Raw genomic sequence first — 15,349 nt, forward strand, 5'->3', positions numbered from 1 at the left:
ACGGTTGTAAATAACCCTATAAATCATATAATTACAGAACCACAACCTCTATTTCAAGGTTGGGACAGGCTGGGACGCTGGCTCGAAAACCCTCATTTTTACGTCATCGATACGACGCTGAACGCGTAAATATCCGCGGCTTTGCAAAACATTACTAATTCGCATCTCCTCGCGCTTGCTGATTCGCGACGCGTCCAGCCCAATCGCGTCATGCAGCACATCGCTGGCGCGTAAAAATTCGCGATTTCGCAGAATGTTACCCGTTATCAGATCTGGCGTGTCGAGCCACGCCTCAACAGTCTCCTGCCACGCGTCGCGTATCGTGTACTGTTCATGCACACCGCCCGCCAGCCGCTCCGCGTCGCGGAACTGGATTCCGTCATGTTTAAACACCTCCCGCGCCTCCGCCCATAGCTGCGTCAAATCGCTCTGTATCGCGGCGACATCGACCGACCGCTGCACGTCAACAGGCAGCCAGCGCCGATTGCCGGTTGTGTCGTTGAAAAACTCGGGCTCGTTTGTCGTGCCGATAAACAGCAGCCTGAGCGGGAACTGCGTTGCAAACTCATGATATTTCGGTACCCAATGCTCATGTGTACGCGTGACGAAATTTTTTATCGTTTCCAGGTCGCGGGTATTCAGCCCGCGCAGCTCGCCAATCTCCGCAACGAGCCGGCCACGCATTTTGCGCGCCAGATCGTCGTCGCGTTCAGTAAACGATATTTCAGTGAAAAATTCCGGCGCGGGTGCCAGCGCCGCAACACCGGACGATTTGCCACAGCCCTGAGCGCCAACCAGGATCGGCACCATAACCTTGTACATGCTGCGCAGGTGGTGGTTAAGGCATGTACTGGGGCCTCGCTACGCATGATCACCACACTCCACCTTCTCATCACCATCATTGCGATCATCATCGCAAGAGCAATATTCAACTACCTGTAGAGGTCATCTATGGAAGCTTACGCGCTTACCCTGGATGAGGCCTGCGCGTTTATCGGCATCTCCCGACCCACGGCCAGCAACTGGATACGATCGGGACGCCTGGCAGCAACACGCAAAGACCCGTCCAAAACGAAGTCACCCTATCTCGTCACCCGCCAGGCATGTATTGCCGCTCTCAATAATCCGTTGCACACTGTCGCCGTGAGCGCGGCAGGTGCATATGAGGAGAAATCATCATGTCCATCTTCCGTAGGGGTGAAACATGGTACGCCAGTTTCACAGCGCCAGACGGCAAGCGCTTTAAGCAGTCTCTTGGGACAAAGGACAAAAGGCAGGCAAGCGAGCTTCACGACAAGCTGAAGGCCGAAGCATGGCGTGTCAGCAAACTGGGTGAAGTTCCGGCCGTAACGTTTGGAGAGGCATGCGTGCGCTGGCTGAAAGAAAGAGCGAATAAGAAGTTACTCGATGACGACAAGAGCCGGATCGGATTCTGGCTCCAGCACCTTGCAGGGATGCATCTGAAGGACTTTACTGAGAACCACATTTACAACGTTATACAGCGCATGCCGAACCGGCGTCATCATGAGAACTGGAAGATGAAGACTGATGCGCTACAGAAAAGAGGTAATCCAGTGCCGGAGTATGTGCCGAAACCCGCATCTGTAGCGACCAGGGCCACGCATCTTGCCTTCATAAAGGCGCTGCTCAGGACAGCAGAAAGGGATGGGAAGTTGCTGGACCGAGCGCCGGTACTGAAAGTTCCGCAGCCGAAGAACAAACGAATCCGCTGGCTGGAACCGCACGAGGCGAAAAGGCTGATTGATGAATGCCCGGAGCTGCTTAAATCCGTAGTCAGGTTTGTACTGGCAACAGGACTGAGGCGGTCGAACATCATCAATCTGGAATGGCAGCAAATCGATATGCAGCGCCGGGTAGCGTGGATAAACCCGGAGGAAAGTAAGTCAAACAGGGCTATTGGCATAGCGCTGAACGATACTGCATGCGAGGTGCTGAAAAATCAAATCGGCAACCATCATCGATGGTTTTTTGTTTATCAGGAAAGCAGCGCGCGACCGGACGGGTCGAAAGTGCCAACGGTAAGGAAAATGCGTTACGACGCAAACACCGCATGGAGAGCCGCACTTCGCCGGGCAGGGATAGAGGATTTCCGCTTCCATGACCTGAGACACACATGGGCGAGCTGGCTGGTTCAGGCTGGAGTGCCATTATCGGTTCTGCAGGAAATGGGAGGCTGGGAAAGTATCGAAATGGTTCGACGTTATGCGCACCTGGCACCCAGTCATCTGACCGAACACGCGAAGCAGATTGATGCGATTTTCGGAAGGATTGTCCCAAATCTGTCCCACATGGAGTTAAGGGATGGTACTGATGGGATGTAACTTATTGATTTTATGGTGCCGATAATAGGAGTCGAACCTACGACCTTCGCATTACGAATGCGCTGCTCTACCAACTGAGCTATATCGGCTTTCCGGAGAGGTGCTACGGGCTGTAACGTTAAAAAAAAGCGACGCCTGAGTCAAGAGGCGCCGCATCGTATGCTGGTTTTATCATCAGCTATAGAAAATTAAGCTATGAACGCACCGTATCATCACCATAAGCCACCCATTTATAGGTGGTCAGCGCTTCCAGACCCATCGGACCACGAGCGTGCAGTTTCTGAGTACTTACCGCTACTTCCGCGCCCAGACCAAACTGACCGCCATCGGTAAAGCGGGTGCTGGCATTCACATATACCGCTGAAGAATCCACCTGATTAACAAAGCGTTCGGCGGTGCGCGTATCGCGCGTCAAAATAGCATCGGAATGCTGGGTGCCGTGCTCACGAATATGCGCGATCGCCTCGTCCATATCCTTTACTACCCGCACATTTAAATCCAGCGACAGCCATTCGTCGTTATATTCGCCCTGTTTCACCGCTTCCACTGCTGCCGGGCCCTGCTGCAACAGCGGCAGCGAAAGCGCGTCGGCATGCAGTTTCACGCCTTCCTGCGCCATACGCTGGCTCAGCGCAGGCAGAAAAGCGCCGGCAATGGCTTCGTTAACCAGCAGCGTCTCCACCGAATTACAGGCGCTGGGACGCTGTTTTTTCGCATTAACAATCACCTTCAGCGCCGCTTCCGGCTCATAGCTGACATCAATATAGATATGGCAAACGCCGATGCCACCGGTAATCACCGGAATGGTTGACTGTTCACGGCACAGCTTATGCAATCCGGCACCGCCGCGTGGGATCAGCATATCCACGTAGCGGTCCAGCTTCAGCAATTGATTAACCAGCTCACGGTCAGGGCTTTCAATCGCCTGCACCGCGCCTGCTGGCAAACCGTGCTGCTGTAAGGCCGACTGGATAACGCGCACCGTTGCGCCGTTGGTGCGCCAGGTCTCTTTACCGCCGCGCAGGATCACCGCGTTGCCGGTTTTCAGGCACAGCGAGGCGACATCCACGGTCACGTTCGGGCGCGCTTCGTAAATCACCCCCACCACGCCCAGCGGCACGCGACGGCGCTCAATGCGTAAACCGCTGTCGAGCCGACCGCCGTCAATCAGCAGCCCTACCGGATCGGCCAGCCGACAAACCTGACGCACATCATCAGCAATCCCCTTCAGACGCGCGGGATTGAGCATCAGACGATCCAGCAGCGCTTCGCTCATTCCGTTATTACGCGCATCCGCCAGATCCTGCTGGTTAGCCGCCAGAATCTCCGCGCTCTGCGCTTCCAGCTGTTCGGCAATAGTCATCAGCACACGGTTTTTCTCCGTCGTACTCAGCGTGGCAAGCTGATATGAGGCCGCTTTGGCCGCCTTACCCATTTCTTCTAACACTGAAGGCTCCTTAGCTGACAATCATATCGTCGCGGTGCATGGCAACCGGACCGTATTCATAACCCAGGATATCGGTGATCTCCTGGCTGTGGTGACCGGCAATCATCCGCAGCGCATCGCTGTTATAACGTGAAACCCCATGCGCCACATCACGTCCAGACAGGCTGCGAATGCGGATGACCTCGCCGCGTGAAAAGTTGCCGCTCACTTCACGAATGCCTTTCGGCAACAGCGAGCTGCCGCGCTCCAGCACTGCCGACAGCGCGCCGTCGTCAATAATAATCTCACCGGCAGGCGGCGCGCCGAAAATCCAGCGTTTGCGGCTCTCCAGCGGCGACTGTTGCGCATGGAAACGCGTGCCCACCGGTTTACCTTCAATCACATCGCCAATAACGTTCGGACGGCCGCCCGCCGCGATAATCACCTCAATGCCGGAGCGGCAGGCGACATCCGCCGCCTGTAGTTTAGTTGCCATGCCGCCGGTGCCAAGGCCGGAAACGCTGTCGCCAGCGATGGTGCGCAACGCATCATCGATGCCATGCACATCACTAATAAGCGATGCCTGCGGATTATGACGCGGATCGGCAGTAAACAGCCCCGGCTGATCGGTCAGCAAAAGCAGCTTATCGGCACCGGCCAGCATCGCTGCCAGCGCCGACAGGTTGTCGTTATCGCCGACTTTGATTTCCGCTGTCGCCACCGCATCGTTCTCATTGATCACCGGCACGATATTGTTATCCAGCAGCGCACGCAGCATATCGCGTGCGTTAAGGAAGCGCTCGCGATCTTCCATATCCGCTCGCGTCAGCAGCATCTGACCAATATTGATGCCATAGATAGAGAACAGCTGTTCCCACAGTTGGATCAAACGGCTCTGCCCCACCGCAGCCAGCAGCTGCTTTGAGGCGATGGTAGGCGGCAGTTCCGGGTAGTTCAGGTGTTCACGTCCGGCAGCCATTGCGCCAGAGGTAACAATCACAATTCGATGGCCCGCCGCGTGCTGCTGTGCGCACTGACGAACTAACTCCACAATATGTGCCCGATTTAACCGACGCGATCCGCCGGTCAGCACACTGGTACCCAGTTTGACCACTAAGGTCTGACTGCCGCTCATGATTTCCTGCCGTAGTAAAAATGTCTTTGAAAGGACTTTTTATCAGGAGTGGGCAAGGATGCCAACAGGCACTAAGGGGAAAAGCCTGGAAAATGCCTGACAACCGCGTAGACCAAAAGTTCGCGTTTAACAATAAAAGCGGAAAAGCTTCATAAAAGATTCATCAAATCCCGGTAAAAACGTTTCCGCAGTCATAAGAGTTTTCCGAGCGGTACATTTTTTTACTCATTGGGATTAATAACAAATGAAAAAGAGCGCATTGGCACTACTGGTATCCGCCCTGACCCTGAGCACCGCAGCGCAGGCAGTAGAAGTGTACAATAAAGACGGTAACAAGCTGGATTTCTATGGCAAATTGAAAGCAATGCGTTACATGAGCGATGCTGAAACCAATGCCAGCAGCAACGCCGACAAATCTTATGTGCGTATCGGCTTTAAAGGCCAGACGCAAATTAACGAAATCATGACCGGTTACGGTCAGTGGGAATATCAGTACAACGCTAATAACCCGGAAAACAACTCTAACGCAGGCAATAAAACGCGTCTGGGCTTTGCCGGGATTAAAGTCACGGATTATGGCTCGCTGGATTACGGTCGTAACTACGGCCTGATTTATGATGTTGAAGCCATCACCGATATGATGCCGGAATTTGGTGCCACTGCATATACATCCGCTGATGTCTACATGCTGAACCGTGCTAACGGCGTCGCCACCTATCGCAACAGCAATTTCTTTGGTCTGGTGGATGGCCTGGATTTTGCGCTGCAATATCAGGGCAAAAATGAAAGCTCGTCACGCGGCGACGGCGTCTCTAACGGCGACGGCATGGCCGCATCGCTTTCTTATAAAATCCTCGATAGCCTGAGCCTTAAAGGCGCGGTCTCTTCTTCTAACCGTACGCTGAATCAGAAAAACAGCGACTTTGGCGGTGGCGAGAAAGCCGAAGCCTGGGCAACCGGCATTAAGTATGACAACAACGGTGTTTATCTGGCGGCCACTTACGCTGAAACCCGTAATATGAACCCGATTAGCGGCAATGATGTTAACGTTAACGGCACCGTAGAAGATATCAGCGGCTACGCTAACAAACTGCAAAATATCGAAATCGTAGCGCAGTATCAGTTTGATTTCGGCTTGCGTCCGTCGCTGGCTTATGTTCAGAGCAAGGTGAAGGATATTGAAGGCGGCATCGGTGATGCGGATTACCATAAGTTCGCTGACGTCGGCGCGACCTATTACTTCAATAAAAACATGTCCGCATTCGTGGATTACAAAATCAACCTGCTGGATGATGACAACACGCTGAACCGCAACACTGACGATATCGTTGCAGTGGGTATGACCTACCAGTTCTGATATTCGGCATCATCCGGTCAGCCTTCTGAATACACCGGTATTGCTGCAACAGAAGGCGGGCCGCCTGATGCGGTAATAATACAGAAAAGGGCAGACTTCGCGTCTGCCCTTTTCTTTGTAAAAACGACTGATTAGGCGGTTAACTTAAGCGTCTGTTCATTAGCGCCTTCAGCAGGCAATAACCCCAGTTCCAGTTCAGCCAGCGTAGACTTCAGGCGTTCGTGGAAGTTACGCAACGTCTCTTCCAGCTTCTCTTCATTCTCTTTGCCTTTGATAGCGCATGGCTTCCAGTTGCCATCTTTATCGTGCAGGCCATAGTGATACTGATAGGTAAAGTGATCGGATTGCGCATCCAGCTCCAGCCACCATCCCCAGAATTCACGGCTTTCCGGTGCAGGTTTAACATTGACGCAAACGGCCAGGCAATCAAAAAAGAACCGCTCATTTTCGCATTTGTTCTCGCGAATATAGGGACCCAGCGCGGTAAAACGTTTAAGCAACCGGCTTCGTGGATGTCCATTCGGTAACGTCATGGTTTACACCTCCTTAAATGAGCTAACAGTTTTAGCAAACTAATGCAAAATAGCAACTTATCACTTCAACTGTTGTACCAGCCAGTCGCAGATGGTTTGCAGTGCCCGATCGAAGTTGCCCAACACCGGCGAAAAGCCGATCGGCAACAGCTTGCCGTTTGCGGATGAGTTAACAATCAGACGCGCATCTTCTTCCGGGCTCCAGGGATCGTTCTGCCAGTAGCCTGCCAGCATTGGCGTTGGTGTACGGCGTCCCAACAGCCCCTGGGTTTTCAGCGAATAGCGATTTAGCTCAGTGCGCAGTACGTCATCTGTGGCGCGTGCCATACCCAGCCGACTGGCTAACACATCAATATACATATCCGGCACACGCTCCTGCTGAGCGGAGTTAGCCAGCAACGCATGAACAATTGGCCCCAGGGTAGCGACGGCGCGCAGACGCTGCGCTTCCAGATAAGCCAGACGTACCGCCACGTTAGCGCCAAAACGATAGCCCAGCGCCGCCACGCGCGTATGATCGACCCACGGTACCGCATCCAGACCGCGTAGCACCTGCTGATGCAGAAAGCTGGTATCCTGGTTCAGTTTCCATTTAGAGGAAAAACCCACCGACGGCATATCAATCGTCAACATCGCGATGCCGCGCGGTGCCAGGTAATCGTGAAACAGGCGATAGTGATCGATCTGCAGGCTATCAAGGTTGCCGCATAGCAGCACCGTAGGATAAGGCGCGCTAACATTAGGCGGCATATGCAGGAAGCCCGTAATCGAGCCGCCGCCCTGAATCGGGAACGATAACTCTTTCAGCTCGCCAGGCAGACGCAGCGTAGCTTCTTCATAGGCGCGGTTAGCCAGCGTTTGCGCCTGTTCGGCCAGCTCATCGCCTTTGATATGTGGCCACGCGGCCAGGCTGTAGAGATTAACCGCATGCAGCCAGTGCTCGCCCGCTTCCGGCGTTTCGCCTGCGTCCATCGCCTTCTGCTGCCATAGCGCCGCCTGTTTGCTCCATTCATAAATCCAGTTGCCGCTGCGATAGCCAATGACCGTATCCAGCAGATCTTCGCTGGTGCGCTCTGCTGAACTGACAGCAATCCGCGCCAGCACTTCGCTAATCTCAATCAGCGGCAAGCCGCGCCAGCTCCAGAGCAGGCGGTTGAGCATGCGATACCAGCCGGTATGGCTCTCACCATCCAGCGTGGATTGAACGGTCGAAGTAACGTGATGCCGTTGGCGCACCAGTGATGACGTTTCCGGGTGTTTAAATCGGGGTTTGAATAGCTCTTCGCTGAGATTTTTTGCTGACATGGTGTCGCTCTCCTGCCGCCGCGCAATCACGAGACTACAGTGTACTTCACCCATCCCCAGGGTGCGACCCGCAGAAACGACAACGCCCGGACGAACCGGGCGTTGTTTTGATGCAGGTCAATCAGCGATCGACGATCGGCGGAACAAAGGCAACGCCCATATCCCACGGCTGCTCAATCCAGGTATTTTGTGCGATATCCACTACATAATCGTCAACCAGCGGCGCGCCAGCAGGCTTAGCGAAAATAGTGACGAAACGCGCTTTCGGATACATTTCACGGATCGCCTGAGCGGTGCCGCCGGTATCAACCAGGTCATCAATCACGATGAAGCCTTCGCCATCGCCTTCCGCACGCTTCAGCACGTTCATTTCGCGCTGATGATCGTGGTCATAGCTGGAAATACAAACGGTGTCGACATAACGGATAGAGAGTTCACGCGCCAGCAGCGCAGCCGGAACCAAACCACCGCGGCTTACGGCAATAATGCCTTTCCACTGTTCAACAGGAAGCAGGCGCTGAGCCAGTTTACGGGCATGAATCTGCAACATGTCCCAGGTGACGACGTATTTTTCGCTCATAAAAGGAATCCCGACCAATCGAATTGGCCTAAAAAATATGCAATGGGAAAAGGTTGCGCGGCATTATAAGGATCTGACGCGTTAAAAACCAGCACCGGATTGCGCGGTTGCCGCATTTTAACGCGCCCGACTGCACAGCAGACAATAAAGGATGTTATTCTCACCCCATCACGTCAGATTCGCTGACGGCGATCGATTACTGGAAATTTCGCAATGATGCGCAGCCGCGCACCGATGACACAGGAGACCTGTCGTGTCTGAATTGTCTCAACTCTCTCCCCAACCGCTGTGGGATATTTTCGCTAAAATCTGCTCCATTCCGCATCCTTCATTTCACGAAGAGGCGCTGGCGCAGCACATTCTCTCCTGGGCAAAGGAAAAAGGCTTCTGGTGCGACCGTGACCAGGTCGGCAATATCTTGATCCGTAAGCCAGCCACGCCAGGCATGGAAAACCGTAAGCCGGTAGCGCTGCAGGCGCACCTGGATATGGTGCCGCAAAAAAACAACGATACGGCCCATGATTTCACTAAAGATCCAATTCAGCCCTGGATCGATGGCGAATGGGTAAAAGCGCGCGGCACGACGCTGGGCGCGGATAATGGCATTGGTATGGCCTCTGCGCTGGCGGTACTGGCTGATGAGAGCGTACAACACGGTCCGCTGGAAGTGCTGTTGACCATGACGGAAGAGACCGGCATGGACGGCGCATTTGGTCTGCAACCGAACTGGCTGCAGGCTGAGATCCTGATTAACACCGATTCTGAGGAAGAAGGTGAAATCTATATGGGCTGCGCCGGCGGTATCGATTTTACCTCTACGCTGCCGCTGCAGCGTGAAGCGGTTCCTGCCGATTACGAAACGCTGCGCCTGACGCTGAAAGGGTTAAAAGGCGGTCATTCCGGGGCGGAGATCCATCTGGGCCTGGGCAATGCCAACAAGCTGCTGGTGCGCTTCCTGGCACAGTATGCACGTGAATACGATCTGCGTCTGATTGATTTTACCGGCGGCACGTTGCGCAATGCGATTCCGCGTGAAGCCTACGCTACCTTCGCTCTGCCAGCGGCAAAAATCGATACGCTGAAATCTGCGGCGATGGGCTATCAGGCGACCCTGCAGAACGAGCTGGGCCTGATTGAGAAGAATATCACCCTGCAAACCGAGCCGGTGGCGGGTGGCGCGGCGCTGACCGCTGACAGCCGCGATCGTTTTATCGCCCTGCTGAACAGCACGCCGAACGGCGTGATCCGCAACTCTGACGTGGCGAAAGGCGTGGTGGAAACGTCGCTGAACGTCGGTGTGGTTTCCATGACCGAGCAGGAAGCAAAAATCAACTGCCTGATCCGTTCGCTGATCGACAGCGGCAAAGATTATGTGGTGACAATGCTGAGCTCGCTGTGTGAACTGGCCGGTGCGCAAGGTGCAGCAAAAGGCAGCTATCCGGGATGGCAGCCGGACGCCAGCTCGCCGGTCATGGCGCTGGTGCGTGAGACCTATCAGCGCCTGTTTAACAAGACGCCGAATATTCAGATCATTCATGCGGGGCTGGAATGTGGTCTGTTCAAGAAGCCTTACCCGGATATGGATATGGTTTCCATCGGCCCGACCATTACCGGCCCGCACTCGCCGGATGAGCAGGTGCATATTGGCAGCGTAGCGCTTTACTGGCAGCTGCTGACCGAACTGCTGAAAGTGATTCCGGCGAAGTAATTTCGTCTGGAACGCGTCGCAATTAGTAAAATCAAAGGCCAGAGCATTTCTGGCCTTTTTATTTTTTACGCAATTTATTTTATAGCGCGTTGTTTAACGCCGCTGGCCTGTAATTTTCTGAGCGTTCGGCAATAGAGTGTAAACAACAGGGATGAGTAAAAGCGCTCGGTGCGTATGATAAACAGGCTAAGACCAATAAAGATTAACACTAATGACGCGCTAATAATTCCTCCCCATGTCGTGAACGCGCTAGCTATCCACCCTATAGCCATGCTTAGGAAATATATAACGGCGCTAAACAGCGTTGCATATGCCAATATCAGATGGAGTTTCGCTCCAGCCATAAATCCTTTCGACATGATAAATATCGGCATAATATAAAGTACGCTGCAAACCAGTGAACCAATCACCAAAAAGACCATGGTCATGGCAGGTGGCAATAATAGCCACTGCGTTACAGCCTGCCATAGTGAAAACTGCACTATAGCAAAGCTCATAATCATAAAAAAAGCGCTAAGCACCAGCGGAAACGCAAAATTAAACATCCCGACGGAATCCTTCATCTCTGCGTTAATTTTTTCTTGCAGAGCTGGCAATTTATCAATCGGCGTTTTTTTAATCTCCAACTCCAGTGTCCTGCAGCGCTGAACGCGCGCCAGGAATATTTTTAATAACATAGTACCTCTTAAAAACCAGAAAAAGACTGGAGAGTAGATATGGCATATTTGGCGCTAACCCCCATGTTTTGCGGATTCCGTATTGTCCCTGTCACCCCACTGCCAGAAAAAGTTACTGTATTATTTATCGCAATTAATAATTCTCTTTGTAATTGGCATTAAATAGCTTCTGTGGGGAAACGTTTGGGGTAACGCCCCGCCTCCATTGCTGCTTTCACTCCAGCGTTAGAAATGCCACCAAAATCATAACTTAGCATGCTTTTTTCTGATGAGTAGCCAGTGAAACTCATTATTATCCTCTTTCATTCCATGATAAAACTGATTAGCGGTGCATGAATGATAAATTGTCCTAAAGCAATAATAAAGTACAAAAATAAACCACAGAACATAGCTAGCCTATTAAATATTACTTTGGGCGTTAAATTCAAAGTTAGGAAGTACGCCTGCTAACCAAATTTAATTTTCTAAACGCGTGATAAAGTGATCAGGGGCTGTCAACAGCAGGAACATAACAACAGCTACTTTTACATGCAGCACATTTTATGTTTATTTATCGATACATACTGTATTCAAAAATCAGTTCTGGCGTGAGAAGGCTTAACCATCCTACAGCCCCAGCAGCAGTTGCCGTTCCAGTTGGGGGTTAAGCAGCGTGACATGCAGCCCCACCAGCCTGACGCCGCGGCCGGCACGGCGCTCTTCCCAGGCCTCTTTCGCTACCGCAATCAAATCTTCTTTATTCAACACCGGCCAGACATGCTCCTGCGTGGTCTGCTGAAAATCACTGAACTTAAGCTTAACGCCCTGGCGCGCAATATGACGATCCGGTTTGATTTTCGTCAGCCGCCGCTCCAGCTCGTCATAAAGAAAATCAATAATCTCCAGGCACTGCTCCCAGTGATGAATATCTTCCGACAGTGTGCGCTCAACGCCGAGCGACTTACGCTCGCGATCGGTAATCACTTCACGCTCATCAATACCGTGGCTGCGCTCCCAGATTACCCGGCCAAATTTACCAAAGCGCTTTAGCAACATTGCCAGATCGCTGTTTTGCACATCGGCGCAGGTGCGCAGCCCTAAATCTTCCAGCTTCTTTGCCGTTACTTTGCCGACGCCGGGAATTTTGGCCAGCGGCAGCGTCAGTAAAAACTGCGGCACCTCATCCGGGGTAATCACATACTGGCCGTTTGGCTTATTCAGATCGGAAGCGATTTTGGCAAGAAACTTAATCGGCGCAACGCCCGCTGATGCGGTAAGATCCAGTTCACGGGAGATAGTCTGGCGGATTTCACGCGCCATCAGCGTTGCCGAACCGTGACAGTGCGGGCTGTCGCTTACGTCAAGATAGGCTTCATCCAGCGACAGCGGCTCAATACGCGCGGTATAACGTGAAAAGATTTCGCGAATATGGGCGGAAGCCACTTTATAGGCATCAAAGCGGCCCGGCAGCAGCGTTAAGTGCGGACAGAGCTTTAACGCCATCGCGGTGGACATCGCGCTGCGCACGCCATATTTACGGGCCGGGTAGTTAGCGGTGCTGATAACGCCGCGCTGCGTCCGGTTGCCGCCAATGGCCAGCGGAATATCACGCAGGCTGGGGTTATCACGCATTTCCACCGCCGCGTAAAAGCAGTCCATATCGACATGAATGATTTTGCGCATAGCCCCCTCCGCCATTACTGGATAAGTATACAGCCAACTTAAGGGGATTCAATGGCGTAGCGCGATGAATATGCAGTAACGGCATACGTTAATTTGCGGGCCATCTCCGGAATAACAGCTATTTCTTAGCTGGCATCTTGATAAAAAAACAGACAGTGATAATGTTGCGCAGCAATAGCGGAATTATCCTATATGCATGTTACAGACGCCGCAGGGCGTTGCAGTTTAATCCCCCTCATCATCAAGGGAACAAGAATGGGCAAAATCGCACTTTTGTTTGCGATGATTCTTCTGCCAGCCCTCAGCATGGCAAGCGCGCCTGAGCCAGTTCAGCCACTGGCACCGGTCAGCAAAGAGTTAAAGAAGCAGTTATTAGGTACGCCAGTTTACATTCAGATATTTAAAGAAGAACGCACGCTGGAACTCTACGGCAAGATCGGCAATGAGTTCCGCCTGCTCGATAGCTATCGCATCTGTAACTTTTCTGGCGGCCTTGGGCCAAAGCGCCGTCAGGGCGATTTTAAAAGCCCGGAAGGCTTTTACAGCGTAAAACAGAGCCAGCTTAAGCCGGACAGCCGTTTTTACCGCGCAATCAATATTGGTTTTCCTAACCAGTACGACCGCCAGCAGGGCTATGACGGAAAATACCTGATGATCCACGGCGCCTGCGTCTCTGTTGGCTGTTACGCCATGACAAATGCCTATATGGATGAGATCTTCAGCTACGTAAACGCGGCTTTGCGTAACGGTCAGCCTGAAGTGGCCGTCAGTATCTATCCGTTCCGCATGACCGAAAGCAATATGCAGCGTCACCGGAACTCTTATTACGCCAGTTTCTGGAAACAGCTGCAGCCGGGCTATGCGTGGTTTGTACAGCATCGCCAGCCGCCAACGGTAGCGGTAAATAACGGCAGGTATGTGCTGAACGGCTCACCGGTCAGCGGTACGCCCGCCGCTTCGCAGTCATTCCTGGCGCTCTCCAAGGCAAAATAGTTGCCATTCGCCTGGCGCAATACGATGCCAGGTCTCATTGCCGGTTAGCGGCTGAGTGGCAATTACCGTGACCACGTCATTTGGCGTGGTCTGCTTCTGAAAATCGATCTCTACATCCTGATCCAGCAGCTTCGCCTTACCGAACGGCGCACGTCGCGTAATCCAGAACAGATTGGTCGAGCAATAAGCCATTAAATAACGACCATCCGACAGCAGCATATTAAACACCCCTTTCTGCCGCAGTTCCGTCGCCAGTTCGGCAATATAGCGAAACACCGCAGGCCAGTTGCCTGGCGTTCGCGGATAGCGCGTCGCCAGCTTATGCAGCAGCCAGCAGAACGCCTTTTCACTGTCTGTCTCGCCTACCGGACGAAAATTACCGGTTTCCAGCTGGCGATAGCCGCTTAGCTGCCCGTTGTGCGCATAGGTCCAGTTACGTCCCCACAGCTCGCGAGTAAAGGGATGGGTATTCTCCAGCGACACCTGTCCCCGGTTCGCCTGACGAATATGCGCCACCACCGAGCAGGACTTAATAGGATACTCCTGCACCAGACGCGCGATTGGCGAGTTATAGCTGGGCTGCGGATCTTTAAAGGTGCGGCAGCCTTTGTTTTCGTAGAAGGTGATACCCCAGCCATCTTTATGCGGCCCGGTGCCACCACCGCGCTGCACCAGTCCGGTAAAGCTAAAGCAAATATCAGTTGGGACATTAGCGCTCATGCCGAGCAGTTCACACATAGAGAGGCCTCCGGCGCGGTTTTGTGACGATTATAACGAATCAAATGGAGACTGGCAGCGGAAGAGCATTTTTGTTAACAGAACGCGACAAGCGCCCTGCTGCTTCGGATTAGCCGCGCCGGGGCTGACGCGGCAAAGTTAACGGCTGGTGCGCCGTTACTTTTTCTCCATCTCTTTTTCGATCAACAGCATCAGGATATGAATCACTTTGATATGGATCTCCTGAATGCGGTCGGCATAGCCAAAGTGCGGCACACGGATTTCGATGTCTGCGCTGCCCGCCATTTTGCCGCCATCTTTGCCGGTCAGGGTGATCACTTTCATGCCCTGCGCGCGCGCCGCCTCAATCGCCTTGATGATATTGGCGGAATTCCCCGAGGTGGAAATACCCAGCAGCACATCGCCCGCACGGCCTACGGCCTCAACATAACGAGAGAAGACGTAGTCGTAGCCAAAATCATTACTGACGCAGGAGAGATGACTGACGTCAGAGATGGCGATAGCCGGATAGCCAGGGCGGTTTTCGCGATAGCGACCAGTCAGCTCTTCAGCAAAATGCATGGCATCACAGTGCGAACCGCCGTTGCCGCAGGAAAGCACTTTGCCCCCCGCCTTAAAGCTATCGGCAAGCAGCACGGCAGCGCGCTGGATCGCATGAATATTTGCGTCTTCGCTCAGGAATTTATTTAGCGTATCCGCTGCTTCGTTAAGTTCTGAACGAATAATATCCTGGTACATAGGGAGGTCCTTTGGAGGAGAAAGAGTCAGCGCAAGTTTACCGAAATGCCAGCGGGTCGCAAAGCCTTACAGGGTAAAGCTGAGATGTAAAGACCGGGGCGCTGTCAGGGTAATAATCGGTTTAATCCACAACGGGCTGGGATAAAATTCATGCT

At 53.0% G+C, this 15,349-nt stretch carries 15 protein-coding genes, 1 tRNA gene and 1 pseudogene; 5 read left to right on the forward strand and 12 right to left on the reverse strand.

Annotation, left to right across the window (positions count from 1 at the left end; translation table 11 throughout):
• Window positions 1–48: 48 nt before the first annotated feature.
• Window positions 49–810 (reverse strand): annotated as a pseudogene (locus ACQE32_RS10350) (VapE domain-containing protein); the annotation flags it as partial.
• Window positions 811–951: 141 nt separating this feature from the next.
• Between ACQE32_RS10350 and ACQE32_RS10355 the strand changes: the two are divergent.
• Together ACQE32_RS10355 and ACQE32_RS10360 are read left to right on the forward strand one after the other, a co-directional pair.
• Complete coding sequence (locus ACQE32_RS10355) at window positions 952–1,302, forward strand: helix-turn-helix domain-containing protein (protein ID WP_426974703.1); 351 nt, start codon at window positions 952–954, stop codon at window positions 1,300–1,302.
• The gene (locus ACQE32_RS10360) at window positions 1,185–2,342 is read left to right on the forward strand and encodes a site-specific integrase (protein ID WP_427021765.1); all 1,158 of its coding nucleotides are present in this window, start codon (window positions 1,185–1,187) and stop codon (window positions 2,340–2,342) included. Before ACQE32_RS10355 ends, ACQE32_RS10360 begins: the two co-directional genes overlap by 118 nt.
• Before the next feature lie 13 nt (window positions 2,343–2,355).
• On the opposite strand, the gene ACQE32_RS10365 is transcribed toward ACQE32_RS10360, so the two are convergent.
• The 3 genes from ACQE32_RS10365 to proB form a co-directional block, all read right to left on the reverse strand.
• A tRNA-Thr gene (locus ACQE32_RS10365) sits at window positions 2,356–2,431 on the reverse strand.
• Between the two features lie 104 nt (window positions 2,432–2,535).
• Complete coding sequence (gene proA, locus ACQE32_RS10370) at window positions 2,536–3,789, reverse strand: glutamate-5-semialdehyde dehydrogenase (protein ID WP_427021713.1); 1,254 nt, start codon at window positions 3,787–3,789, stop codon at window positions 2,536–2,538.
• Window positions 3,790–3,799: 10 nt separating this feature from the next.
• On the reverse strand, window positions 3,800–4,903 hold the full coding sequence (gene proB, locus ACQE32_RS10375) for a glutamate 5-kinase (protein ID WP_427021714.1): 1,104 nt from the start codon (window positions 4,901–4,903) through the stop codon (window positions 3,800–3,802).
• A gap of 244 nt (window positions 4,904–5,147) precedes the next feature.
• Here proB and ACQE32_RS10380 point away from each other — a divergent pair, with 244 nt between their 5' ends.
• Window positions 5,148–6,260 carry a porin gene (locus tag ACQE32_RS10380; protein ID WP_427021715.1) on the forward strand — a complete coding sequence of 371 codons (1,113 nt, stop codon included), beginning with the start codon at window positions 5,148–5,150 and terminating at the stop codon, window positions 6,258–6,260.
• A gap of 131 nt (window positions 6,261–6,391) precedes the next feature.
• Here ACQE32_RS10380 and crl read toward each other — a convergent pair whose 3' ends face one another.
• From crl to gpt, 3 genes are all read right to left on the reverse strand, one after another.
• Window positions 6,392–6,793 (reverse strand): sigma factor-binding protein Crl, encoded by a 402-nt coding sequence (gene crl / locus ACQE32_RS10385; protein WP_426974707.1) that lies wholly within the window; start codon window positions 6,791–6,793, stop codon window positions 6,392–6,394.
• Between the two features lie 60 nt (window positions 6,794–6,853).
• The gene (gene frsA, locus ACQE32_RS10390) at window positions 6,854–8,098 is read right to left on the reverse strand and encodes an esterase FrsA (RefSeq protein WP_426974708.1); all 1,245 of its coding nucleotides are present in this window, start codon (window positions 8,096–8,098) and stop codon (window positions 6,854–6,856) included.
• Between the two features lie 121 nt (window positions 8,099–8,219).
• A complete protein-coding gene (gene gpt / locus ACQE32_RS10395; RefSeq protein ID WP_085067843.1) occupies window positions 8,220–8,678 on the reverse strand; it encodes a xanthine phosphoribosyltransferase in 459 nt (152 codons plus the stop codon).
• Between the two features lie 253 nt (window positions 8,679–8,931).
• Here gpt and pepD point away from each other — a divergent pair, with 253 nt between their 5' ends.
• Window positions 8,932–10,386: a beta-Ala-His dipeptidase gene (gene pepD, locus ACQE32_RS10400; RefSeq protein ID WP_427021716.1), complete on the forward strand. Its 1,455-nt coding sequence runs from the start codon at window positions 8,932–8,934 to the stop codon at window positions 10,384–10,386.
• Between the two features lie 74 nt (window positions 10,387–10,460).
• Here the strand turns inward: pepD and ACQE32_RS10405 are convergent, their stop codons facing one another.
• The 3 genes from ACQE32_RS10405 to dinB all read right to left on the reverse strand — a co-directional run bounded on the left by ACQE32_RS10405 (window position 10,461) and on the right by dinB (window position 12,725).
• Window positions 10,461–11,063: a hypothetical protein gene (locus ACQE32_RS10405; RefSeq protein WP_427021717.1), complete on the reverse strand. Its 603-nt coding sequence runs from the start codon at window positions 11,061–11,063 to the stop codon at window positions 10,461–10,463.
• 158 nt (window positions 11,064–11,221) lie between these two features.
• On the reverse strand, window positions 11,222–11,353 hold the full coding sequence (locus ACQE32_RS10410; protein ID WP_426974711.1) for a hypothetical protein: 132 nt from the start codon (window positions 11,351–11,353) through the stop codon (window positions 11,222–11,224).
• Window positions 11,354–11,669: 316 nt separating this feature from the next.
• Window positions 11,670–12,725 (reverse strand): DNA polymerase IV, encoded by a 1,056-nt coding sequence (gene dinB, locus ACQE32_RS10415; RefSeq protein ID WP_427021718.1) that lies wholly within the window; start codon window positions 12,723–12,725, stop codon window positions 11,670–11,672.
• A 255-nt stretch (window positions 12,726–12,980) separates the two neighbouring features.
• Between dinB and dpaA the strand changes: the two genes are divergently transcribed.
• On the forward strand, window positions 12,981–13,718 hold the full coding sequence (gene dpaA, locus ACQE32_RS10420) for a peptidoglycan meso-diaminopimelic acid protein amidase (protein WP_427021719.1): 738 nt from the start codon (window positions 12,981–12,983) through the stop codon (window positions 13,716–13,718).
• On the opposite strand, the gene ACQE32_RS10425 is transcribed toward dpaA, so the two are convergent.
• Together ACQE32_RS10425 and lpcA are read right to left on the reverse strand one after the other, a co-directional pair.
• Window positions 13,689–14,456 (reverse strand): class II glutamine amidotransferase, encoded by a 768-nt coding sequence (locus tag ACQE32_RS10425; RefSeq protein ID WP_426974713.1) that lies wholly within the window; start codon window positions 14,454–14,456, stop codon window positions 13,689–13,691. The two genes, dpaA and ACQE32_RS10425, sit on opposite strands and share 30 nt — an antisense overlap.
• A gap of 156 nt (window positions 14,457–14,612) precedes the next feature.
• The gene (gene lpcA / locus ACQE32_RS10430) at window positions 14,613–15,194 is read right to left on the reverse strand and encodes a D-sedoheptulose 7-phosphate isomerase (protein WP_084971004.1); all 582 of its coding nucleotides are present in this window, start codon (window positions 15,192–15,194) and stop codon (window positions 14,613–14,615) included.
• Window positions 15,195–15,349 lie beyond the last annotated feature (155 nt).

This window comes from Pantoea sp. FN0302 (assembly GCF_050113775.1).
Lineage (GTDB): Bacteria > Pseudomonadota > Gammaproteobacteria > Enterobacterales > Enterobacteriaceae > Mixta > Mixta alhagi.